The sequence below is a fragment of the Pseudomonas sp. NPDC090592 genome (genome assembly GCF_044769185.1).
Lineage (GTDB): Bacteria > Pseudomonadota > Gammaproteobacteria > Pseudomonadales > Pseudomonadaceae > Aquipseudomonas.
Genome location: NZ_JBIVXJ010000005.1, coordinates 36,901 through 59,860, shown reverse-complemented (window position 1 = coordinate 59,860; position 22,960 = coordinate 36,901). Strand labels below are relative to the sequence as shown.

The following is a 22,960-nucleotide window of genomic DNA, read 5'->3' as shown; positions in this document are numbered from 1 at the left end:
CGAAGAGGCCAGGCCTGGTGACTCAATTCTGTGGCAAAACACCCTTGGCCCATGGCCGGTAGCGCAAGGCAAATACGGCCTCGGCATGGCACCCGCCACCCACCTTCGGCTCGGCAGGCTCTGCCCTGAATGCCTGCCCCGGTGCGCTCACCTGGCGAAACGCCTCACGCACCACGCCCACCCGGCACGGCAAGGCCTGTTCATAGCCCTGGCGCACCAACGCAGGCAAGCGCCCGGTCCCGGCGCCATCCTGCCACCACACCGTCAAGCCCAGCCCCGCCAGTTGACCCAGCCAGGCAGCATTGACCCGTGGCGACAGCTTGCCGGCACTAAAAGCACTGATGTGCAGTGGCTTGTCCAACTGGCGGTTGAAGGCCTGCAACTGGCGGTACAGCGCATCGCGGCGCTCGCTTTCACGAAAGTGCTGGTCGTCCAGCTCCATGGGCAGGTACCAACCGTCCACCGGCAGCTGCCAGGTCTGGCGCAGTTGCTGGTATTGGCTTAGCGAACGCCCCAGCTGCGCTTTCCAGTAGCTGTTCAGGCCTTCGCCGTCCAGTTCGTCGAGGCGCTGGTAATAGGCCGGGTCCATGTACAACCCCACTACCAGTTGCAGCCCCTGGGCACGTGCGGCCCGCAGGCTGTTGGCCAACCAGCCCTGGGCACCGCCAAAGTCGCTGTCGCCATAGGCACTCCATTGCACGATCAAGGTCTTGCCACCCTGCGCCGCGGTGGCGTGCCACAGTTGCTGCCACTGGGCCGGGGTAACACCGGCGTCGTGGTTGAGCGGTTGGTAGAACAGGCGCTGGTCGGCCGTGGCGGGCAGGCACAGGGCAAGCAGGCAGAGGGCGAGGATCGTACGCATCAGAAGGTCATCTCCGCACCGACCAGCACGCCATTGGCGCGCTGGTAAAGGTTGCCGCCCAGCGACTGCTGGTACTCGGCACGCACTTTCAGCGAGCCGCGGTAGGCGTTGTAGCGGTCGTCATCGAACCACCATTGCCAGCGCACACCCACCCCGGCGCGGGCGTCCTGGCGCCAGTCGTTGCTCGGGTCCTGGCTGGAAAACTCGACAAAGCCGTAGGGCATCAGGGTTTGCGGTGAGTTGCCCGGCCGTTTCCAGGCATGCCCTTGCTGGTAGCGCGACAGCCAGGCGTGGTCGCCGGCACGGGTCCACCAGGCCGCGTCGAGGTAGAGGAAGCGCTCGTTCCAGTCGTCTTCATCCACCCGCCAGTCGTTGCGCCAGTCGCCTTGGTCGAGGAACGAGGCGGTGGCGCGTAGCAGCAGGTCGTTGCTCGATTCGGCGTGGTGGCGCAGGTCGCCCCAGTTGCCGCCAACCTTGGCCGGGCTCAGCAACTGGCCCAGGCTCAGGCCACGGTAGTGTTCTTCGTCGATCTGCCGCTGGTGGTACAGCTCGGCGTACAGGTTGAGGTTGGCCTGGCCGAGCGGTTTGTAGCGCAGGCCAACGCCAGTACCCATACTTTGCGCATAGTCGGTGCGGCTCTGGCCACCGAACAGTACCCGGCCATAGACCGACAGGGTGCTGCCGTTGCGGCTCGGCTCTTCGCCCAGGGCGTGGTCCCACATGGCCAGTTGCACGTTCTGTGACTGTGCCCGGCGCGAACTGCCGCTGCGCTGACCGTTGTCGAGGAACTTGTCGTTGGTCGAGGTGCCGGCGGGTGACCAGGTGCTGGCCAGGGTGATGGTGTCACGCCGTGACAGGGCTTCGTGAGCCCTGCGCTGGCGGTATTTGCGGGCTTCCAGGCTGCCGTACTCATCGTCACCATCGACCAGGTTCTGCTCCACATCGAGTATGCGGCGCAGTTCGCGGCGTGCCGAGGCGCTGGCCTCGGCTTCGTCGTAACGCAAGGCCAGCGTTTCGCCAAGGCGGTAGTCCTCGGGGAAATCGTGGGTCGCCCGCTCCAGATAAGGGATCGACTGGCGTCGCTGGGCCTTGTCCGTGGAGCCGGCCAGGCGCATGCCGTAATCGGCGCGGTAGCGTGGCTGATCGGGGGCCAGGCGCACCGCCTCGGCCAGCCAGGCCATGCTCTGCGCGCTGTCGCCGGCCAGCTGCGCGGTGCTGGCGGCCGCGTAGTAGTGGTCGGCGCGTGGGTTAGTTGCCAGGGCCTGGCGCTGCAGGCCAAGTGCGGCCGGGTAATCGCCCAGGCGCTGTGCGATGGCGGCACCCAGCGCCCAGTCATCCGCGCTGTGGTGCTCGGCGGCGTCCCAGTAGCGTCGAGCGGCTTCTGCATCGCCGGCATTCAGTGCGCCACGGGCGGCAGTGAGGCGGGCGTTGTCGGTCCAGGCGCTGTCCGGGACGCTGCGCCAGATGGGCAGGGCAGCCTCGGAATCGCCCGCCGCTTCAAGGGCATAGGCCAGTGGCAGGCGGTCTGCGCTGCCGCCCAAGCGTTCGGCGGCCTGGTAGTAGACCACCGCTTCGCCGGGCTGGTCCGGCATGGCGCAGCGGCCCAGCGCGCGGTACTGGCCGGGTTCGCCTGGGGTGGCCGGTATTGCCAGGCGCACGGCATCGCACTGGCCGGCTTCGGCCAGGCGGCCGAGCAGCTGGGCGCGGGTGTTGGCATCCAGGCGTGGTATCAGGCCAAGCATGCGGCGGCTGTCCAGTGGCCCGTCAGTACGCGCATACAGATTGCCCATGCGCTGCAGCAGCGATGGGCTGAGACGGCCCTGCCGGCGGTCGTAGGCCTGCTCCAGCAGTTGCCGGGCCTGCCCGGTCTGGCCTTGTTCCACCAGCAGGAACGTGGCTTGCTCCAGCGCTGCCAGGTCGCCGCTCTGCCGGTAGCGCTTTTCCCATTCGCTGGCTGTGCGCGGTTGTGGCGGTTGCGGTGGGGCACCATAGAGCCGTTGCTTGAGCACGGCGTAGGCGCGAGGATCGGTGCTGGAGCTACAGCCTTTGAACTGCTCGCGGGCCTGGTCCGGGTCTTGGCGTGACAGCCAGTCTACGGTTTCCAGGCAGGGGCGCTGCAGATCGTTGCTCAAGCGGCGCACCAGCGCTGCATCGTCGCCTTCGCGGGCCAGCTCCCACAGTTGCTGGCGCTGGTCGGGTTGATTCAGTTGCTCGGGCGGCAGCGACTGCAACCAGCGCTGGGCTGCCTGGTTGTGGCCCACCGCAATGGCGCGGTTGGCCATGGCCAGGCGCGCCTGGTTCGCTGCTTGAGGGGAGGGCGCGCTGGCCAGCAGCTTGCTCAGCCCCTTTTCATCCACCTGCTGGACATAGGCATTGGCCAGGCGCTGCCAGTCCTGGGCCGGCAACTGGCCCTTTTCGGCAAGCGGTTGCAGTTGCTCGATGGTTTCCTTCCAGTTGCGCAACTGTTCGGCGAAGTTGGCCCGGGCCAGGCGCAGCACCTGGCCATCATCGCGGGGCGGCAGCTGGTTGAGCCACGCCAGTGCTTTAGCGGCCCCCCCGAACTTGGCCAGGCTCAGGCTGTAGGCCTGCCACAGGCGCACCCGGTGCATGGCATCACTGCTAGCCAGCCATTGCTCCACCTGGCTGGCCGGCGGTGGGTCCTGCTCGATCCAGGTCAGGCGAAGTTCCAGCAGCGCGTCGGCGTATTCGGGGCTGCCGCCCAGCTGTTCGGCCAGCGCTTGGGCGTCCTTGTAGCGGCGTTGGTGGGCCAGGGCCTCTACCAGCAGCGCGCGGGCTTCGTCGTTGTTCGGTACCCGGCCCAGTACGTGGCGGGTCAGGCGCTCGACCTCGGCCCAGTTGTCCTTCTTCGCTTCACGGTAGCTGCGGTCCATGAACGGGAAGCTGGTGAACCGCTGGAAGTCGGTCATCGGCGCCGAGGCTGTGGCGGGCAGGGCGGTGGCGCACAGCAACAGGCCAGTGAAGGTGAGGGAAACGCGCGGCTTCATGCCACCTCCCGGGTCAGGTCAAGGGCGGCCTGCTGTTCGCTGGCCTGTTCATCGAGCGCCTGCTGTAGCACCTGCTCGGTGATGATGCCGCGGGCGATCAGGTGCTCGCCCAGGCTTTGGCTTTCGGGGTCGAAGTCGATCAGGGCCTGGTTGAACAGGGTGACCGGGACCATGCCGCGTACCTGCAGCAGGGCGCCGAGCATGACCTGGTGGTGGCTGACCTGCTCCAGCAGCGCTTCGTCGTCCTGATGGCGTTCGAGGATGGCCAGCATGTCGCGGGTTTCCGGCTTCTGCCAGGGGCTGGGGTAGTGCAGGCGCAGGCCCAGGGTGACCCTGCCTTGTGGTGCCAGACGGACGCTGACCGGGCGTTTCAGGTGGCGGCTGATCACCCCCAGCGACACCTGGCTGACCGGGCTTTCGCTGGCCAGGATCAGCGTGTCGCCGTCTTCGGCTACCGGCAGCACGCCATAGTGCGTCGCCAGTTTGCGGGGCAGTCTGGCGATCAGTTGCGGGTCAAGCTTGAACGGGTTCAGCGGTGCCCAGGGCATGCCCAGTTGCTCGGCCAGGGTCGCCACCAGTTGTTCGCTGCTCAGCCAGCCACGCAGTAGCAGCTCGCGGCCCAGGCGCCGGCGTACCGGGCTGGTGATTGCCTGTTGCAGCTGCTCGTCGCTGATCAAACCTTTGGCCACCAGGCGCTGGCCCAGTGGCGTGCGGGCCGGGGTAGCGATGGCCGGGAACTCGTGGGTGGTCTTGTCCCAGGCCACGCGTCGCGAGTCGCCCATTTCCATGACCTGGCGCAGGGCACGCAGGTTGGCGAAGAAGTTGACGAAGTTGCTCCACATCATGCGCGGCGCCGACAGCAGGCCTTCGCCAATGCCGTAGAAGCGGGTAACGAACCAGCCGCGCTGGAACAGGCGGTTGAACAGCATCAGGCCGTTGAGCCACAGCAGGGTGGACAGCAGCCAGCTGTCGCTGAGGATCGACATGAAGCGCCAGGCGTCTGGTGCAATCACCGTGACCAGCCACATGGCGAGCAACACCAGCAGCAACAGGTTGACCAGAAAACTCAGCAGGTAGGCGAACAGGCCACGGCGGTCGCGCCAGAGGAAGTAGTTGAGCGCGCCCTTGCGGCTCCAGCCGAGGTTGCTGGTGCCCTGGAACACAATGCCGACGATCCAGCGCGACTTTTGCCGAATGGCATGCTGCCAGTCCCGCGGGAAGTGCTCGCGCACGCAGATCACCTGGGAGAACTCGCGGCTCATGCCCGGGCGCCACGCCTGCTTCAGGGTCAGCGCCGGGTCGGTGATGGAGTAGCGGGCAAAAATGCACTTCATGCCCTTTTGCTTCAGGCGAAAGCCAATGTCGTAGTCTTCGGTAAGGCTCTGCACGTCGAAGGCAATGCCATCACCGTCCTCCAGCAGCGCACTGATGGCGCGGCGGCTGAAACAGGTGCCGACCCCGGCGCTAGGCACCTGGCCGGTAAGGGCTTCGCGAACGATGACGTCCTTGCCGTGGTTTTCGGCGAACTCGTCGACATAGTGGCCAGCGGTAAAGCCCTTCCATTCCGGTGCGTAGGGGTACACCGGGATCTGGATCATGTCCTTGTTCGGCAGCAAGTAGTTGAACAGGCGCAGTTCCATGGGCGAGATGACGTCTTCGGCGTCGTGCAGGATGAAACCGGCGAACTCGATACCGGCGTCCTGCTGGAAACGCAGCAGCGCGTCGATGATGTTGTTCAGGCAGTCGGCCTTGCTGGTAGGGCCGGGGCGGGCGCACACCACCTTGTGCACGTTGGGGTAGTGCAGGCACACCGCGTCGACGTCGGCCTGGGTTTGCGGGTCGTTGGGGTAGGTGCCGACGAAAATCTGGTAGTTCTCGTAGTCGATGGTGGAGGCCGCCAGGCGCGCCATTTCACCGACCACGCCCACTTCGTTCCAGGCCGGGACCATGATCGCCAAGGGCTTTTCCGGGACTTCGTACAGGCGTTTCTCGTCGGCCTTTTCGAACTTGTCATAGATGCGAAAACGCCGGATCAGCTTGCGGCCCCAGTAGCACAGGTCGATGAACAGGTCATCCAGGCCCAGCAGGAACATCAGCGAGGCGAGGGTAATGGCCAGGATCTTCAGGCCGAACAGCACATAGGTGAGAAAATCGATGAATGCCAGGCTCATACGGCAGTCACCGTGGGGGCGGTGTGGGCCATCGTCTTTATCCTCGCTCGGTTCCCTCGACGAAGTTGTACGAGATGTCGCCGTTTGTACGGGATAGATACAAGCAGCCGAACGCGCCATTGTCCAAATTTCGGGCTTTTTCTTGTGGGCAACATCTTGTAGTTTTACAGGTCGTTTACCCAGGGAGCTGAACATGCAAGGCAAGGCCCGCAAGATCGTCCAGGCCATTCTTTACGAGGCCATCGCCGTGGCCTGCGTGGCGCCGGTGCTAGAGCTGGCGTTCGGCGCTGGCATGGCACAGTCGGCTGCGTTGTCGGTCATGATGTCGGCCATCGCGATGAGCTGGAACATGGGTTACAACTGGGTGTTCGAGCGCTGGGAAGCGCGCCAGCAGCAGCGCGAGCGCACCTTCTTGCGGCGCCTGCTGCATGCCCTGGGCTTCGAGGGTGGGCTGGTGGTGATCTTGCTGCCGCTGGTGGCGTACTGGCTGGATGTGAGCCTGTGGGCGGCACTGCTGACCAACCTGGCGTTGTTCGTGTTCTTCTTCGTGTACGCCTTTGTCTTCCAGTGGGGGTTCGACAAAGTGTTCGATGTACCGCTTTCGGCGCAGCAGGCCAAGTGTTGACTTTGTGCGGCACTAACGGCTAAGTTCCTACCCCATGAAAACATTCCCGCACGTGAACGCCATTATTATTACCGCCATTATCAGTTTGGCGGGCTAGCGCGTACGTGCACCGAACCCGCCCTGGAGGCGGGTTTCCACTCTCTGACTCCCGGGCAACGTGAAAACAGCCAAGGAGTCATCGATGACCAGCTTCAGCGTCCCTCGTACCAGCGTCACCCCCCAGCAACTGCTGTCGGAGCAGGTACGGCGCATTCTTGCCGCGCCGGTGTACGACCTGGCCATCGAAACACCGCTGCAAGCTGCGCCGGCACTGTCTGCCAGCCTGGGTAACCAGGTATTGCTCAAGCGTGAAGACCTGCAGCCCACTTTCTCGTTCAAGATCCGCGGCGCCTACACCCGCCTGTCCCGTCTGAGCACCGCGCAACGCGAGCGTGGGGTGATCACCGCCTCGGCAGGCAACCATGCCCAGGGCGTGGCCCTGGCGGCGTCCCACCTGGGCCTGAAGGCCACTATCGTCATGCCGACCACCACGCCGTCGCTGAAGGTGGAAGGGGTGCGCTCGCGGGGCGGGCATGTGGTGTTGCACGGTGAGAGCTTCCCGCATGCCCTGGCCCATGCGCTGAAGCTGGCCGACAGTGAGGGGGCCACCTTCGTGCCGCCGTTCGATGACCCGGACGTGATCGCCGGGCAGGGCACCGTGGCAATGGAAATCCTGCGCCAGCGCCCGGGCGCGCTGGACGCCATTTTCGTGCCGGTAGGTGGTGGTGGGCTGATCGCCGGCATCGCCGCCTATGTGAAGTACCTGCGCCCAGAGGTGAAGGTGATTGGTGTCGAGCCAGAGGATTCCAACTGCCTGCAGGCCGCCATGGCCGCCGGCGAGCGGGTGATCCTGCCGCAGGTCGGCACTTTTGCCGATGGCGTGGCGGTGGCGCAGATCGGCGCACATTGCTTCGAGTTGTGCCGGCACTTCGTTGATGAAGTGGTGACGGTGAGCAGCGATGAGCTGTGTGCGGCAATCAAGGACATCTATGACGATACCCGTTCGATCACCGAGCCTTCCGGTGCACTGGCGGTGGCCGGGATCAAGAAATATGTCGCGCGCGATGGTGTTCAGGGGCAGACGCTGGTGGCCATCGACTCCGGTGCGAATGTCAACTTCGACCGCCTGCGCCATGTGGCCGAGCGGGCCGAGCTGGGCGAGCAGCGTGAGGCAATTATTGCCGTGACCATCCCGGAGCAGCCGGGCAGCTTCCGTGCGTTTTGCCAGGCGCTGGGCAAGCGGCAGATCACCGAGTTCAACTACCGCTATTACCCAGGCAAGGATGCGCGTTTGTTCGTGGGCGTTCAGACGCACCCGCTGCACGACCCGCGGGGCCAGCTGCTGGCCAACCTGCGCGAGCAGGGTTACAGCGTGCTCGACCTGACCGAAAACGAACTGGCCAAGCTGCATGTGCGCCATACCGTGGGTGGTCATGCCGCGCCGGGTGCCGATGAGCGGGTCATGCGCTTCGAGTTCCCCGAGCGGCCGGGGGCGTTGCTGGGCTTTCTGGAGCGGCTGGGCAAGCGCTGGAACATCAGCCTGTTCCATTACCGCAACCATGGCGCGGCAGAGGCCCGGGTATTCGCGGCGCTGGAGGTGCCGGGGGACGAGTTGGCGGGGCTGCCGCTGGCGCTGGATGAGATGGGGTATCGGTATTGGGATGAGACTGATAACCCGGCTTACAAGCTGTTCCTGGGTTGATGCATCCGACGCAGGATTCTCGGCGCCTGTGAGATCGAGCGCCGCCCGCGCGGCGCTTCGCAGCACAAGGCTGCTCCTACATCTGTTTCGGGCCAGTCACGCCTGTGCCATTGCACGCGACCGCCCTGTTTGCCCAACACGCTATCGAGGTGAACGCCAAGGGGGCGCGCGCCTTTGCCTCAGGAATAACTGGCCCGAAACAGATGTAGGAGCAGCCTTGTGCTGCGAAGCGCCGCGCGGGCGGCGCTCGATCCAACAGGCGCTACAAAGCCCAAGGCAAGCACCCTCAACGCTCACGCATGAAAAAGCCGGCAACAAACTTGCGGAAGGTTTCCAGGCTCTTGAAGTCGGCATAGCGCTTGAAATTCTCGGCATCCGGCTCGGGCCCGATCGGCTGTTCAAGCAGCGACACCGACAGCACCCGGTCCTGGTCGGAGGTCAGCACCAGCTCATCCATGACTTGCCCGCCAATCACCGGCCGGCGCATCTGCACTTTCACGCCCTTGCTGGCCATCCAGTCGATCAGCGACACCAGCGCCTTGAGCGGTTCGCGTTCTTCATCGCGGTACACCGGGAACAGGTGTGCGCGGGACAGCACGGGTACGCTGGCCACATGGATCAGCTCGTAATAATGGCTGCCGGCGCTGGTTGGCGAGTAGATCATCAGCGCCAGTAATGGCCCGGTGGTGCGGTTACCGCCCCAGTACAGGTGGTGCCCCTGGAAGTCGAAGCCGTCTTCACTGCGGTTGTTGAACAGCTTGCGCCCTTTGATCTGGTCGACGCAGTCCAGCATCAGCCCGTGGCGGCGATGGTTGCCGAACACCGTGGCCTCGCGCAGGCGGGACTTGAGCATCATCATGTGCTTCATGTCCAGGCGGGTTTCCAGGTAGTTGCTGGCGGGGACCCGTTCCAGCAGCGGGTAGCGGTTGGCCACGCTGCGCAGTTCGGCAAACTGGGTGGTCAGGTCCTTTTTCAGGTGAGTGGCGTAAAGGTTCAGGCCGCTGGTTTCGATCCAGGTCAACAGCAAGGACAGCAGGCGTTGTTGTTCGCGCCGGTCATTGCCATCGCCGCCGGCACCGCTGGCGGCATTGCGGAAGTCGCTGATCAGGCGTAGCGGTGTGTCTGGCGGCAGCCAGGCAGCGGGTGGTGCGGGGTCGTTTTCGCGTTCGGCCGCTTCCCGCTCGTCCTTGGTGAACGGGCAACCGGGGGCGTGCTCGGCCGAGCCCGGGTTGTTCTTGATAAACAGCGTGCCGGTACTGCCGTTGAGCGTGACGTTGAGCACTGGCAAGGCATCGCTACGGCAGTCGCAGGCCAGCCACTGGTTGGCGCTGCGCACCTTCATCAGCAGCTGGTTGGCCTGCAACAGGCGTGGGCCGGCGAGGCTGCCGGTGGCAAAGCCGACCAGCAGCTCTTCCTCGGCGGGGGTCAGGCTGCGCACCTGGGCGGCGGTTTTGTCGATGATTCGCATGAAGCAGCTCCAAGCTACAAGCCTCAAGCTTCAAGCAAAGTCGCGCCGCTTTCAACATGCTGCTCAGTTACCGCCGAACATGTTCGCAGCACGGGCGCGAATTTCGTCGGGGGTGAGGTCTTCCTTGTGGGTCGAGACGAACCAGATATTGCCGAACGGGTCTTTCAGGGTGCCGCTGCGGTCGCCGTAGAACTGGTCGGTCAAGGGGTGCAACTGGGTGCCGCCAGCCGCCAGCGCCTGGGCATAAACCTTGTCGCAGTCCTCGACATACAAGTGCAGGCCCACGCCTGCGCCGCTGAGCTTCTGGCTGGCGGTGAGCCCGCCCTCCATGTCGCAGGGGTCGCCCAGCATCAACGATGAATCACCGATTTTCAGCTCGGCATGGCCCACGCGGCCACCTGGGGCATCGAGGCGGAACATTTCGACCGCACCAAAGGCCTGCTTGTAGAACTCGATGGCCTTGGCGGCATCGTTGATGGCCAGGTAGGGGGTAATGCTGTGCTGGCCTTCGGGGATGGGTTTGACTGCCATGTTCGACGCTCCTTTGCAGTGGGCGCCGGAGGGCGCCCTGTTGCTTAGAGTCGTTTGCGCTGATGGAAAATCGACAAGGGCGCTAGATCGATTGACTATAAACGCGGCCGTCAGAAGATGTAGTCAGTGGTAAGGAAGCTCGACTGGCGATTGCGGATGATTTCGCTGATCAGCTCCTTGTTGGCCTCCTGGAAGCGGGTGGCGACCAGCGTGCGGATGGAGAACACACGCAAGGCATCATGTACCGACAGGGTGCCCTCGGCGCTGTTCTTGCGGCCGTTGAACGGGTAGGTATCGGGGCCGCGTTGGCATTGCGCATTGATGTTGATGCGCCCGACCTGGTTGGCGAAGATGTCGACCAGGCTGCCGATGGTCGCCGGGTCGTTGCCGAACAGGCTCAGTTGCTGGCCGTAATCGGAGTCCAGCACGTAGTCGATGACGGTTTGCAGGTCGCGGTAAGGCACTACCGGTACCAGGGGGCCGAATTGTTCCTCGTGGTAGACGCGCATTTCGTGGCTGACCGGGTACAACAAAGCCGGGTAGAAGAACGAGCCGCGGCTTTGCCCGCCGCCTTCGTTTAGCACGCGGGCACCCTTGGCGGTGGCATCGGCGACCAGGCCGTCGAGGTAGTCGACCTTGCCGGGCTCCGGCAGCGGTGTCAGCGCTACGCCAGGCTCCCACGGCATGCCGGGCTTGAGCGCGGCCAGTTTGCGCTGGAACTTGTCGAGGAAGCTGTCGACCACGTCTTCATGCACGAACAGGATCTTCAGCGCCGTGCAGCGCTGGCCGTTGAACGACAGCGCACCGGTAACCGCCTCTTCAACGGCGTTGTCGAGGTCGACCTGTGGCAGCACGATACCCGGGTTCTTGGCATCCAGCCCCAGTGCGGCGCGCAGCCGGTGCGGGCGTGGGTGCAGCTTTTTCAGGTCGCTGGCGGCCTTGTGCGTACCGATGAAGGCAAAGATATCGATATTGCCGCTGGCCATCAGCGCGCTCACGGTTTCCCGGCCGCGGCCGTAGATGACGTTGATCACCCCTGGCGGGAAGCTGTCACGGAACGCTTCCAGCAATGGGCGGATCAGCAGCACGCCGAACTTGGCCGGTTTGAACACCACCGTGTTGCCCATGATCAGTGCAGGGATCAGCGTGGTGAAGGTTTCGTTCAGGGGATAGTTGTAGGGGCCCATGCACAGGGCCACGCCCAGCGGTGCACGGCGAATCTGGCCCAGCGTACCTTGTTCGAGCTCGAAGCGGCTGGAGCGCCGGTCGAGGTCCTTGAGGGCGTTGATGGTGTCGACGATGTAGTCGCAGGTGCGGTCGAATTCCTTTTCAGAATCCTTGAGGTTCTTGCCGATCTCCCACATCAGCAGCTTGACCACGGCCTGGCGCTGTTCGCGCATGCGTGCCAGGAAGCTTTCGACATGCTGGATACGTTCGGCGACACGCATGTTCGGCCAGGCGCCACGGCCCTTGTCGTAGGCCTGTACGGCAGCGTCCAGCGCAGTAAGGGCGGTGTCTGCATCGAGCAGCGGGGCGCTGCCCAGCACCACCTGGCGTTCTTCGTTGCCTTCCTTTAGCCACACAGGGCTGCGTACCGTGGCCAGGGGCCCGTCCCAGCGCCTGAGCTCGCCATTCACCAGGTAGTCGCGTTGTTCCAGCGGGGCTTCCAGGCGCCAGGTTTGCGGGATGTTTTCGGCGCTGGGGAAGAGTGAATCGAGCAGACGGTCCATGGGTACTGCACCTCACATGACGGGGCGGGTTTCAAGCCGGGTGAATCGCTTCAGCTGCGAGCATGCACCGGCTGCCGGAAAAACACCAGTCTGGCCCAACCTGCCACTCAGTGCCCGAAGTGATGCAGGCACTTGCGCAAATGGCATTTATGCAATGAAGGCATTAAAAGGAGTTGAGTGATAGCGAACGGGTATTCAGGGAAGTGCTGGTTGAGCACGGTTATAGCAACGTGCTTGTTGAATATGCATTTCATGCAGGAAATTTGACGCCATGAAACTTGATCTAAAGTTAGCTGGAAGCCGCTTGCCAAAGCCTTCGCAGGCATCTTAAATTGTTACTGGATGTAATAAGAAAGTTACAGGTCACACTATAAAAATCAATGCGTTAGGTGGTTTTGCTGAATTTTTCTCTTTTCCGATTGACCATAGAGCACTTCAAAAGGACGTCGAAGAAGAAATGAAAGAGACCCTGACGGCTACAGCGCGCAAATTCCTGTCGCCCTCCCTGCGCTACGAAATGAGGCTGCTGGCCAGCAAGGTGCGTGAAGTACTGGCGCGCGCCTGTTTCTGGCGTTGGGAAGTTGCCCGGTTCAGGCTGCAGCAGGAGAGCCCTTACGAGATCCTCTACATTGGCCGCAAGCAGCAACGGGAAATGGCCAAGCTGCTGATCGGCGGCAAGGGGCAGGGCAGTGCTGCGATCGTGGACGGCGCAAGTGCCACGACGGCGGCCAACCACGTGGTGGTCATCAGCGAAATGCCGACGTCGGGGGCGCTGTCAGTGCCGCATTACCTGAGCGCCGTGGTACCGCTGGGGCGCCCATTGGAAGACATCACGGCCCGCTACGATAGTGAACTGAGGCGCAGCATTCGCAAGAACCGCCCGCTTTACCAGATGCGCCAGGCCCTCTCGGACGACGAAATCGCCATGGCTGATCGTGAGCTGCTGCGCCCCTATGCCACGGCCCGGCAGGGTATTCATGCTGCGCAGTTTCCCACCGATGAAGTGTTCCGTATTGCCAAGAGCGTTGGCCGGCTCGACCTGATTACCGTGGGCGATGAGGTGATCGGCTGCCACTTGGGCTGTGAAGTGGTACGCGGCGGCAAGCGTTACTGGAGTACCTTGCGTTTTGGCTACTGCGAAGCGGTGTTTTCCGATGCCAAAAAGTTGCGCGAGGTGAACTCCATCACGACGTTCATGGCCCTTGAGTGGGCGTTGGAACATGGCTTCGATTATTACGACATTGGCTTGTGCCTGGCGCGCCCGGATGACGGGCTGCTGAAATGGAAGCGTCGGCGCGGCGGTGACATCGACTCGCTGGGTAATCATGCCTACTTGTTTGTGCGTTTGCCCAAGGCTGGTACCGCGAAGTTCTTGTGGGACACGCCCATGTTCGCGGTTGAAGGCGACAAGCTCACGCTGCACCTGGGTTTGCCCGAGGGGCCGAGTGAAGAGGAGTTTGCCAGCCGCTACCACGAAATGGTGTTTGGCGGCCTGCACAAGATTTACCTCTATGGTGGCAACGGGGCGGGCGAACCGTTCGTGGAGGCGTTGCGCAGCAGGTATGCCAACCTGCAATCACCCCCCGCCATGGAGCGGGTGATGTCCAGCTGAGAGTTTGCCAGGGATGCATTGAAAGGGCGCCTGGCGCCCGGTTATCGACTTTGTTACCAAGGGAGGACGCTTCATGGGAAGCGACATCTCGCAGTTCAGTGCATCGCCCGCCGCCAAGCAGCACACCTGGACGCTGGCCGCTTACCGCTACATGGCACGCAAGCGCTTGGGCAAGAACACGGCCATCGACCTCAAGAGCGTTGCCAGCAAGAGCTGGGACATTGCCCCAGGCGAAACCACAGTGTCGCCACCCGCTATCTACCTGCCCGGCCAACTGGAACGGGTGACGGGCTGGGAGGGCAAGCGTTTCTACCCCTACGTGCACCCCGCCCGTACCATGGAGGGCGGCATCAGCACGTTGCAAGGGCCCACCCGTGGTTACCTGATCAAGAATGTATGGCTGGTCGATGGTGCGCTGTACAAAGGCAAGGCCAGCCATTGGCTGTCGCTCAAGCCCAGTACCTTTCCTGGCATCATCGTGGACAACGAAATTGATCGTGCGGCCATTTATTGCACGCAAAACGGCAATTCCTGGTTCGGCACCTGGCTGATGGAAGATTGCCCCACCTATGCGCTGGCCTGTAACGAAGGCATACCGGTGACCACTGCGCCGTCGGCCAGGTACCCATTGTTTACCCAGGCCCCCGCCTATGAAGACTGGCTGGACATGAAGCCGCTGCGCCTGCGCAGTGCGTTTTTCCGGGAACTGGTGTTGTTCGACGACCAAAGCAACAACCGCAGCCGGCACGCCCGCTATCGGGCCATGGGCGACAAGCTGCTGTCGCATGTACCGCATGCCCCGCACCCTGGGGTGTTCCTGCTGCGTGGCGGTGACGGCGACTTACGCTTGCTGCGTAACGAGCGTGAGCTTGCCGAACATCTGCGGGTTACCCGTGGCTTTCGCGTGGTCAACCCGCTCAAGTCGGATGTGCCGAGTATTGTTGCAGCCTGCGCCGGGGCGAGCGTGGTGATTGGCGTGGAAGGCAGCCAACTGGTGCATGGGGTGAATGTGCTGCAGCCTGGCGCAAACCTGCTGACCTTGCAGCCGCCTAACCGGTTTGTCAGCTACTACAAATACCTGACGGATCGCGACCACCAGCATTTCGGCTTTGTGGTCGGGATACCGGAGGGCGATGGTTTCCGGATCGATATCGATGAAGTGGAGCGCACGCTCGATCTGCTTGCGCGATAAGTGTGTAGTATCGGGGCATGTCAGCACTGAGTGGACGAGGGGATGATCGAGGTTTCACGGTTCTGGCGTGACCCGGCATTGCCCTTTGTCGAGGCACGGCGGGTAGGGGACGGGCGACAGGTGTGTTATGCCGCACATTCCCACGAGAGCTTTTCGATCGGTGTGATCACGGGTGGGCGCAGCACCTACCTGACCGGTGACCTGCGCATCGAAGTCAGTGCCGGTACCACGGTGCTGATGAACCCGGGGATGGTGCATGCCTGCAACCCCATTGACGGTGAGCCTTGGTCGTACCTGATGCTGTTCGTCGACCTGCCTTGGTTACAGGCGCAAGGTTTTCACCTGCCGACGCAAACCTGGAGCGCCTCGCCAGCGTTGTACCAACGGTTACTGCGAACCTTTGCTGACTTGTTCGATGCGAGCGTGGCAGATCGGGAAGGCCGCTTGGCAGCCCTGTTCTGTTCATTGCCGGGCTTGCTCGGCGCCGACGCTTGTGTGAATGACCAAGGCAACCCGCGGTTGGAGGCTGCAGCAGCGTTCATGCGCGCCCATCGCAGCGACCCGCTGAGCCTTGAAGACATCTGCGCGGCTTGCGGCCTGTCACGTTCCTATCTGATTCGCGCGTTCCGCCAACGCTTTGGCCTGACGCCGCATGGCTACCTGCTCGACCAGCGTGTGCAACTGGCCAGGGCGCAGTTGCGCCAAGGGCGGCCGATTGCCGAGGTGGCGCAGGAGGCCGGGTTTGCCGACCAGGCGCACCTGCAGCGGGCCTTCAAACAGCACCTGGCGGCGACGCCCGGGCATTACCGCAATGCCGATGGGGTCAGATAAGCAGGTAAACCGCACTGCCCACCAGCAGTAGCGCCAGCCCCCGATTGAGCAGGCGCATGTGCCGGGGCTCGCCCAGATACCGGCGAATCACGCTTCCGGCCCATGCCCAGCTGGCAACCGATAGGAAACATATCGGTCCGTATATCCAGGTGAACAACCACAGCAGGTGCTGCTCACCGCCGGTGTAGGCGCCAACCCCGGCCACGGCTGCCAGCCAGGCCTTCGGGTTGAGCCATTGCATGGCGGCGCCGTGCCAGGCTGTAGGGGCGTGATCAGCCTGTGCACTGCCCAGATGGCCGTCGTCACTGGCCAGCTTCCACGCCATGTACAGCAGAAATGCCACGCCACCCCAGTGCAGCAGCAGGCCAAGTAACGGCCAGCGCAGCAGCAGTTGATGCAGGCCCAGGCCGACCAGTACCAGTAACAGGCAGAAGCCCAGCGTGGCGCCGGCCACGTGGGCCAGGCTGGCGCGCAGACCATGGGTGGCACCGTTGCTCAGGGCAACGATGTTGACCGGACCGGGAGAGATCGAGGCCGCCAATGCGAAGGCGGCCATGGACAGGGACAGGCTCATGAGAGGTTCCATCGGGCTGAAGATGGCCTGATCTTCTTGTATTGGTTGGCCAGGGTATTGAAGAAAAGTACCCAAGTTGAAAGCCATGCCGTGGTGGGAGCCCGCTCGTTACAGGTTTTGTAATAGTTTTGCGCTATCAGGGAAACCTGCTGTGCTTGTAGCATCATCTTCCCAATTTGTTGACAAGGTCTATATGAGCGCCTTCGCGGAGCCCCCCAGTTTTCGGCCCTTCCGGCCATCCTTCCCCCGTCCTTGTGACGCTTTCCTCGTGAGTACCCGCTAATGGAATGGCTAGCCGATCCCACGGCCTGGCTAGGCCTGTTGACGCTTATCGTCCTCGAGCTGGTGCTGGGTATCGACAACCTGGTGTTCATCGCCATCCTTGCCGACAAGTTGCCGCCGCATCAGCGCGACCGTGCGCGGGTGATTGGCCTGAGCCTGGCATTGATCATGCGCCTGGGCCTGTTGGCCAGTATCTCGTGGATGGTCACCCTGACCGCGCCACTGTTCGAGGTGTTCGACAAGAGCTTCTCCGGCCGTGACCTGATCATGTTGTTCGGTGGTGTGTTCCTGTTGTTCAAGGCCACCATGGAGCTGCATGAGCGCCTTGAGGGCCACGTGACCCAGGCCAGCGGCGCGGTGCGCCATGCCGCGTTCTGGCCGATCGTTGCGCAGATCGTGGTGCTCGACGCGGTGTTTTCGCTGGACGCGGTCATTACCGCAGTAGGCATGGTCGAGCACCTGTCGGTGATGATGATCGCCGTGATCTTCTCGATCGGTATCATGATCGTTGCCAGCAAACCGCTGACCCGCTTCGTCAACGCCCATCCCACGGTGATCATGCTGTGCCTGGGCTTCCTGATGATGATCGGTTTCAGCCTGACCGCCGAAGGCCTGGGCTTCCATATCCCTAAAGGTTACCTGTACGCGGCTATCGGCTTCTCGATCCTGATCGAGCTGTTCAACCAGTTGGCCCGTGCCCGCCGCAAACGCAGCTTGCAGCAGCACCGGCCGTTGCGTGAGCGCACCGCCCATGCCGTGCTGCGCCTGCTGGGTGGTCGCCGCGTCGAGGCTGACGAGGTGGGTGAGGAAATCGCCGACATGGTCGAAGGTGGTGAGGAACAGGTGCTGTTCGACCGCCGTGAGCGGGTGATGATCAGTGGCGTGCTGAACCTGGCCGAGCGGCCTATCCGCACGGTGATGACCGCACGCGCCGAGGTGGACATGATCGACCTGGCGCAGCCGGCCGAGGCCATTACCCAGGCGCTGGCCAACTCGCCGTACTCGCGCCTGCCGTTGATCCGCGCTGGCCGTGTCGATGAGCCATTGGGCTTCGTGCACAAGAAGGAGTTGCTCAAGGAGCTGCTGTCGGGCAGCCAGCCCGACCTGGAAGGCATGGCCCGGGCGCCTTTGAACCTGCTGGAGAGCTTCAGCATCCTCAACGCCCTGGAGCAGATGCGTGGTCAGTCCACCCACATCGCGTTCGTGGTCAACGAGTTCGGTGACTTCACCGGCCTGCTGACGATGACCGACATCCTTGAGTCGATTGCCGGTGAATTGCCCGATGCCAGTGAGGTTGAAGGCCCCGGTATTGTCCAGGAGGGCGAAGGCTTTGTGGTCAGCGGTGCCCTGAACCTGAGCCAGGTCCAGGCGCGTACCGGCTTCAGTGCCCGCGCCACCGAGGATTACCAGACCCTCGCAGGTTTGGTGATGAGCCTGCTCGACCGCCTGCCGATGGTGGGTGACCGCCTGGCCTGGAATGGCTGGACGCTCACCGTGGAGGCGGTTGAAGAGCGGCGAGTGCGCCAGGTAAGGCTTACACCGAACGGCGACGCTGACGCAGCAGGTGCTTGAAACCCTCTAGCACCAGTACCAGCACCGCGGCCCAGATCGGCAGGTAGGTAAGCCACTGATCCGGGCCGATGGTTTCGCCCAGCAGCAGCGCTACGCCCACCAGTAGCACGGGCTCGACGTAGCTGAGCAGGCCAAACAGGCTGAACGGCAGCAGGCGGCTGGCAAGCACGTAGGCGATCAGGGCCGAGGCGCTGATCGCGCCAAGGATCGGGATCAGTGCGTAAAGGCCGGGATGTGCTTGCAGGTCGGCGCTGGACAGCGGGCCCTGGGTGACGAAGTACAGCGCCCAAGGAAGTAGCAGGCACATGTCGCACCACAGCCCCCCCAGGTGGTCGGTGCGGCAGCGCCGGCGCAGCACGAAATAGATCGGGTAACCGATCGTCACCAGCAGGGTCTCCCAGGCAAAGCTACCGTTTTGATACAGCTCGTGGCCAACGCCCAGCGCGGCACAGGCCACGGCGACCTTTTGCAGGCGCGACAGGCGCTCGCCATACACCAGCCGCCCGGTCAGGACCATGGCCAGCGGCAGCAGGAAGTAGCCCATCGATACTTCCAGGCTGCGCCCGTGCAGCGGCGCCCAAAGGAACAGCCACAACTGCACGCCCATCAACCACGACGTACCGACCATGCCCAGCAACAGCACTGGCGTGCGTTTTATCCGGGCCAACAGTTCGCCTACCCGTTTCCAGTCCTTCGACACCAGCATGAACAAGGTGAGGCAGGGCAGCGTCAGCAGGGTGCGCCAGCCAAAGATTTCTTCGCCATCGAGAGGTGTGAGCAGCGAGGTATAGAAGTACATCACAGCGAACAAGCAGGATGCCATGACCGATGAAACAATGCCTTTTGACACGAGTGCCTCGAATAAGGGGGAGTTGTGCGGGGGATCAGCCGCGCATGATCTCAGGGGCTGCGCCTTGCGGCAACTGCGCCGCGCCCGGGCGCGTGGCCAGTGCCTCGATGAACCGGGCTGCCGGCATGGGCCTGGCGAACAGGTAGCCTTGCTGGAAGTGCACGCCACGCAGGGCCAGGTAGTCACGCTGAGTGTCGGTTTCCACGCCCTCGGCAACGATGCCCAGGCCCAGCTTGCCGGACAGCTCGATGATGCTTTCCAGGATGTGTACCGACAGCGCATCGGCGCCGATCATGGCGACGAAGCTCTGGTCGATCTTCAGGTAGTCGACATTGAACTGGCGCAGGTAGTTGAGGCTCGACTGGCCGGTGCCGAAGTCGTCCAGGGCGATCATCACGCCCATGGCATGCAGCTTTTCGAACAGTTCCAGGGTGACAGGCGTGGGCTCGATCAGCTTGCGCTCGGTCAGCTCAAGGGTGAGTACCACCCGGCCGGGCGGGAAATGCTGCAGGAAGGTACGGCAGTCGTCCAGCAGGCGCAGGTCGCGACAGTGGTCGGCAGTGATGTTGATGCCGATATGGAAGCCGTCTTCCATAAGCCCGGCATACGGCGCCAGGCTCTGCGCGGTGTGCATCATCAGCGCCCGGGTCATGGCGACGATCTGCCCGCTGTGTTCGGCATAGGGAATGAACAGGTCGGGGCGGACCAGGCCTTCGCGTGGGTGGTTCCAGCGCATCAGCACTTCGGCACCGGCCCAGCGGTAATCGCCCTGGCGTACCACCGGCTGGAAGTACGGCAGGAACTCGTCGGCCTCCAGGGCCCTGCGCAGCTCGGCGCGGGGCGAGTTGGCGCGGCGAAGCTGCCAACGGCACACCAGCGCGGCCATGGCACCCAACACCAGCAGCAGGCTGAGCAGGGCAGGGTAATGGCTGCGCAGCAGCTGGCCTTGTTTGTCAGCGCCGTAGCCGCCCTGCACGCTGAACGGGTAACGCGTCGAGCCCAGCAACACATTGGCGCTGGCGGCGGCAGGTGGCGCACCCTTGTGAACGACACCGTCCTTGCCCATCCAGGCGTCGCCAACACGTATCTGCAAGTCTTCATCCGGGCCGATCAGGCGCAGTGCCGTGAGCAGGTGGTCGCCATCGACCGTCGTGATTACCCCACGGTTGCCGTCGCTGGCGCGGTACACCAACAACGGGTGCCCTGGGGTGACCGAGTTACCGTCCATCAGCCACAGTTTACCGTCGGTATAGTCACTGGCGTTGACCGGTTCGTCGAATTCGCCGAACAGCGATGTGCAATACAGCGTGTCGTGCATGAACAGGTTGGTGGAGCGTACGAAGGCATTGCGGGTAACCTGGGCACGCAGCGTAAGCTGGGCCTGCTCGCAAGGGCTGCCAGCCAGCGGCAGTAGTGCGGTGGCGGCATTGGACAGGTTGTCGAGGATACGTTCGATGTGATCCACCGCCTGACGGGTGGTGGCCTGGCTGCTGGCCTGCATCTCGCGCTCGACTTGCCAGCTCATCACGGCCAGGCCGCACACCACCGGCAGTACGCCGACGGCCCAGGGCAGCAGGTTGCGCCAGCCCAGCGTGGCGCGGCGTTTCATGGAAAGGGGCATGCTGACCTGATGTGTGTGGAGGGTAATGAGAGGATAGCCGCTTGTCGGAATGCGCGGCCAACTAAAACGCGACAAACGATTTTACGCAATGTAGAATCCATTTACGAATACAACAATAAGGTCCTTCAATACCGAAGGATCAAGCCCGCCGAGAATGGGTCCATATGACATACCATGGGTTCAAGCTGATCATAGGTGACTTCCTCGCCCGCAGCGTGCGGGGCATCCCGTGCTCACCGCCGTTTCTGTTCCACATCCCACGCAATCAATAATATTTCGCTGCAGATGAGGACACGAACATGGCTGATATCTTCGACAATCCAATGGGCCTGATGGGCTTCGAATTCATTGAGCTGGCTTCGCCCACACCAGGCGCACTCGAGCCGGTATTCCAGATACTGGGGTTCACCAAGGTAGCTACCCACCGCTCCAAGGACGTGCACCTGTATCGCCAGGGTGGCATCAACCTGATCCTGAACAACGAACCCAAGAGCATCGCTTCTTACTTTGCTGCCGAACACGGCCCGTCGGTATGTGGCATGGCGTTCCGCGTGCGCAATGCCCATGAGGCCTATGCCCGTGCCCTGGAACTGGGCGCCCAGCCGGTGGAAATCGAAACCGGCCCGATGGAACTGCGCCTGCCGGCAATCAAAGGCATCGGTGGTGCGCCGCTGTACCTGATCGACCGTTTTGAAGAAGGCAGCTCGATCTACGATATCGACTTCAATTTCATCGAAGGCGTGGACCGCAACCCGGTGGGTGCCGGCCTGAAGATCATCGACCACCTCACCCACAACGTGTACCGCGGGCGCATGGCCTACTGGGCCGGCTTCTACGAAAAACTGTTCAACTTCCGTGAAATCCGCTACTTCGACATCAAGGGCGAATACACCGGCCTGACGTCCAAGGCCATGACCGCACCGGATGGCATGATCCGTATCCCGCTCAACGAAGAGTCGTCCAAGGGCGCCGGACAGATCGAAGAGTTTCTGATGCAGTTCAACGGCGAAGGTATCCAGCACGTGGCCTTCCTCACCGACGACCTGCTCAAGACCTGGGACGCCCTGAAGGGCTTCGGCATGCGCTTCATGACTGCGCCGCCGCAAACCTACTACGAAATGCTCGAAGAGCGTCTGCCGGGTCACGGCGAACCGGTCGATCAACTGCAAGCACGCGGCATCCTGCTGGATGGTGCCTCGCAGCCTGAGGACAAGCGCCTGCTGCTGCAGATTTTCTCGGAGACCCTGCTCGGCCCGGTGTTCTTCGAGTTCATCCAGCGCAAGGGTGACGATGGCTTTGGTGAAGGCAACTTCAAGGCGCTGTTTGAATCGATCGAACGTGACCAGGTGCGCCGTGGGGTGCTGAGCGCCGACTGATCCGGTTCGAAGGGCGCCGCCATCATGCATGTTTGGCGGCCGCCTCGCGCCTGTGGGGGCGCGATCGGTTTAAGCCCAGATACACGATCGAGCCGGTCCCGATCCCAACCAGCATTAGTGAGGGAAAGATTTGCACCATTGACTGGTGTATTTCCTGGGCGGTGAAACCTTCGGCGTAACCGCCTTTTACCCTGTATCCATACCTGGTTGACAGCGCGCTTGCAGAAAACTCGGACTGTGAGGGGCGCTGTGCGTCACGGCTGTCGCCATTGCTCCAGATGTAGCGGTCGTTGAACTCCAGCAAAAGTGTCAGCCCATCCTGAAAGGCGTCCAGTTCGCTGCGTAGCTGAATGGCATAGGCGGTTACGATCACTCCGCCATGATTACCCTGCAAGTAATAGTTGACCAGCAGCTTGCGGCGCTTGTCGGGTTCCCCATAGGACAGTTCGACCTGCTGGCCAGACCCGACAAAAAACGATAAGTATTCCAGAGAGTCTGAAGTACTGCTGCAGTAGGCTTCATTGCCTTCTACCAAAGTCACCGATCGGATCATGGAGCGGCTGACCACCTGCTCCTGTAACTGGTTTTTGACGCTGTCGCAGGGCTTGCCTGCAAGCGGCATGGCACGTTGGGCGGCTTCATGCATGCGGTTCAGTGCCTGGTCGATGCTGAACACCGCTTCCTGAACGGAGATGGTGGCGTTTTCCGCAAGCTTCATTTCCAGCTGAACAATCATCACCAGCAAACCGGAAATTACAGGCACCAACCCCACTGTGGCGAGCAGTAGCAGCTCCCTCAGGCGGTGCCTGGCGTGCATGATCTTCAACATAGGGCAATCGCTCTCCGGGCAGGGGCTGTTCGTGGTGAACAACCGAGCCCTGAGCCTATGCATTCAATGGCCGGCCGGCTGTAGTCCA

Annotated in this window: 17 protein-coding genes; 7 read left to right on the top strand and 10 right to left on the bottom strand. The window is 62.7% G+C overall.

The genetic code is table 11. From position 1 onward, the window contains the following. Nucleotides 1–22 precede the first annotated feature (22 nt). Genes ACIQUI_RS05805 through nrfB form a run of 3 tightly spaced genes read right to left on the bottom strand, consistent with a single transcriptional unit; the run spans nucleotide 23 to nucleotide 6,038 of the window. Nucleotides 23–862: a DUF4434 family protein gene (locus ACIQUI_RS05805; RefSeq protein ID WP_403195832.1), complete on the bottom strand. Its 840-nt coding sequence runs from the start codon at nucleotides 860–862 to the stop codon at nucleotides 23–25. Further along, nucleotides 862–3,867: a phage receptor gene (locus ACIQUI_RS05800; protein WP_403195829.1), complete on the bottom strand. Its 3,006-nt coding sequence runs from the start codon at nucleotides 3,865–3,867 to the stop codon at nucleotides 862–864. Before ACIQUI_RS05800 ends, ACIQUI_RS05805 begins: the two co-directional genes overlap by 1 nt. Next, nucleotides 3,864–6,038 carry a cyclic di-3',5'-guanylate-activated glycosyltransferase NrfB gene (nrfB, locus tag ACIQUI_RS05795; RefSeq protein ID WP_403195827.1) on the bottom strand — a complete coding sequence of 725 codons (2,175 nt, stop codon included), beginning with the start codon at nucleotides 6,036–6,038 and terminating at the stop codon, nucleotides 3,864–3,866. The genes ACIQUI_RS05800 and nrfB overlap by 4 nt, the downstream gene beginning before the upstream one ends. Nucleotides 6,039–6,231: 193 nt before the next feature. On the opposite strand from nrfB, the gene ACIQUI_RS05790 reads away from it, so the two are divergent. Together ACIQUI_RS05790 and ilvA are read left to right on the top strand one after the other, a co-directional pair. Continuing rightward, on the top strand, nucleotides 6,232–6,663 hold the full coding sequence (locus tag ACIQUI_RS05790; RefSeq protein WP_403195825.1) for a PACE efflux transporter: 432 nt from the start codon (nucleotides 6,232–6,234) through the stop codon (nucleotides 6,661–6,663). Nucleotides 6,664–6,844: 181 nt separating this feature from the next. Further along, the gene (ilvA, locus tag ACIQUI_RS05785) at nucleotides 6,845–8,404 is read left to right on the top strand and encodes a threonine ammonia-lyase, biosynthetic (protein WP_403195822.1); all 1,560 of its coding nucleotides are present in this window, start codon (nucleotides 6,845–6,847) and stop codon (nucleotides 8,402–8,404) included. A gap of 286 nt (nucleotides 8,405–8,690) precedes the next feature. Here the strand turns inward: ilvA and ACIQUI_RS05780 are convergent, their stop codons facing one another. From ACIQUI_RS05780 to ACIQUI_RS05770, 3 genes are all read right to left on the bottom strand, one after another. Further along, nucleotides 8,691–9,872 carry a hypothetical protein gene (locus tag ACIQUI_RS05780; protein WP_403195820.1) on the bottom strand — a complete coding sequence of 394 codons (1,182 nt, stop codon included), beginning with the start codon at nucleotides 9,870–9,872 and terminating at the stop codon, nucleotides 8,691–8,693. Between the two features lie 63 nt (nucleotides 9,873–9,935). Then, on the bottom strand, nucleotides 9,936–10,403 hold the full coding sequence (locus tag ACIQUI_RS05775; RefSeq protein ID WP_403195818.1) for a VOC family protein: 468 nt from the start codon (nucleotides 10,401–10,403) through the stop codon (nucleotides 9,936–9,938). 110 nt (nucleotides 10,404–10,513) lie between these two features. Then, entirely contained in the window at nucleotides 10,514–12,133 is a 1,620-nt protein-coding gene (locus ACIQUI_RS05770; protein ID WP_403195816.1) for an NADP-dependent glyceraldehyde-3-phosphate dehydrogenase, read from the bottom strand. A gap of 457 nt (nucleotides 12,134–12,590) precedes the next feature. Here ACIQUI_RS05770 and ACIQUI_RS05765 point away from each other — a divergent pair, with 457 nt between their 5' ends. The 3 genes from ACIQUI_RS05765 (at nucleotide 12,591) to ACIQUI_RS05755 (ending at nucleotide 15,768) form a co-directional block, all read left to right on the top strand. Continuing rightward, nucleotides 12,591–13,745: a hypothetical protein gene (locus ACIQUI_RS05765; RefSeq protein ID WP_403195815.1), complete on the top strand. Its 1,155-nt coding sequence runs from the start codon at nucleotides 12,591–12,593 to the stop codon at nucleotides 13,743–13,745. A gap of 73 nt (nucleotides 13,746–13,818) precedes the next feature. Then, the gene (locus ACIQUI_RS05760) at nucleotides 13,819–14,937 is read left to right on the top strand and encodes a glycosyltransferase 61 family protein (RefSeq protein WP_403195813.1); all 1,119 of its coding nucleotides are present in this window, start codon (nucleotides 13,819–13,821) and stop codon (nucleotides 14,935–14,937) included. Nucleotides 14,938–14,979: 42 nt separating this feature from the next. Then, nucleotides 14,980–15,768, top strand: a complete 789-nt coding sequence (locus tag ACIQUI_RS05755) for a helix-turn-helix domain-containing protein (protein ID WP_403195810.1) — start codon at nucleotides 14,980–14,982, stop codon at nucleotides 15,766–15,768. Here ACIQUI_RS05755 and ACIQUI_RS05750 read toward each other — a convergent pair. After that, nucleotides 15,761–16,342 carry a LysE family translocator gene (locus ACIQUI_RS05750; RefSeq protein WP_403195808.1) on the bottom strand — a complete coding sequence of 194 codons (582 nt, stop codon included), beginning with the start codon at nucleotides 16,340–16,342 and terminating at the stop codon, nucleotides 15,761–15,763. The two genes, ACIQUI_RS05755 and ACIQUI_RS05750, sit on opposite strands and share 8 nt — an antisense overlap. Nucleotides 16,343–16,624: 282 nt before the next feature. Between ACIQUI_RS05750 and ACIQUI_RS05745 the strand changes: the two genes are divergently transcribed. After that, nucleotides 16,625–18,196, top strand: coding sequence for a TerC family protein (locus ACIQUI_RS05745; protein ID WP_403195806.1), 1,572 nt, complete (start codon nucleotides 16,625–16,627; stop codon nucleotides 18,194–18,196). On the opposite strand, the gene rarD is transcribed toward ACIQUI_RS05745, so the two are convergent. Together rarD and ACIQUI_RS05735 are read right to left on the bottom strand one after the other, a co-directional pair. Beyond that, nucleotides 18,159–19,046: an EamA family transporter RarD gene (rarD, locus tag ACIQUI_RS05740; protein ID WP_403195804.1), complete on the bottom strand. Its 888-nt coding sequence runs from the start codon at nucleotides 19,044–19,046 to the stop codon at nucleotides 18,159–18,161. The two genes, ACIQUI_RS05745 and rarD, sit on opposite strands and share 38 nt — an antisense overlap. A 34-nt stretch (nucleotides 19,047–19,080) precedes the next feature. Then, nucleotides 19,081–20,667, bottom strand: coding sequence for an EAL domain-containing protein (locus ACIQUI_RS05735; RefSeq protein ID WP_403195801.1), 1,587 nt, complete (start codon nucleotides 20,665–20,667; stop codon nucleotides 19,081–19,083). Nucleotides 20,668–20,966: 299 nt separating this feature from the next. Here ACIQUI_RS05735 and hppD point away from each other — a divergent pair, with 299 nt between their 5' ends. Further along, a complete protein-coding gene (hppD, locus tag ACIQUI_RS05730; protein WP_403195799.1) occupies nucleotides 20,967–22,043 on the top strand; it encodes a 4-hydroxyphenylpyruvate dioxygenase in 1,077 nt (358 codons plus the stop codon). Nucleotides 22,044–22,065: 22 nt separating this feature from the next. Here the strand turns inward: hppD and ACIQUI_RS05725 are convergent, their stop codons facing one another. Beyond that, nucleotides 22,066–22,872, bottom strand: coding sequence for a CSS-motif domain-containing protein (locus ACIQUI_RS05725; protein WP_403195797.1), 807 nt, complete (start codon nucleotides 22,870–22,872; stop codon nucleotides 22,066–22,068). Between the last annotated feature and the right edge of the window lie 88 nt (nucleotides 22,873–22,960).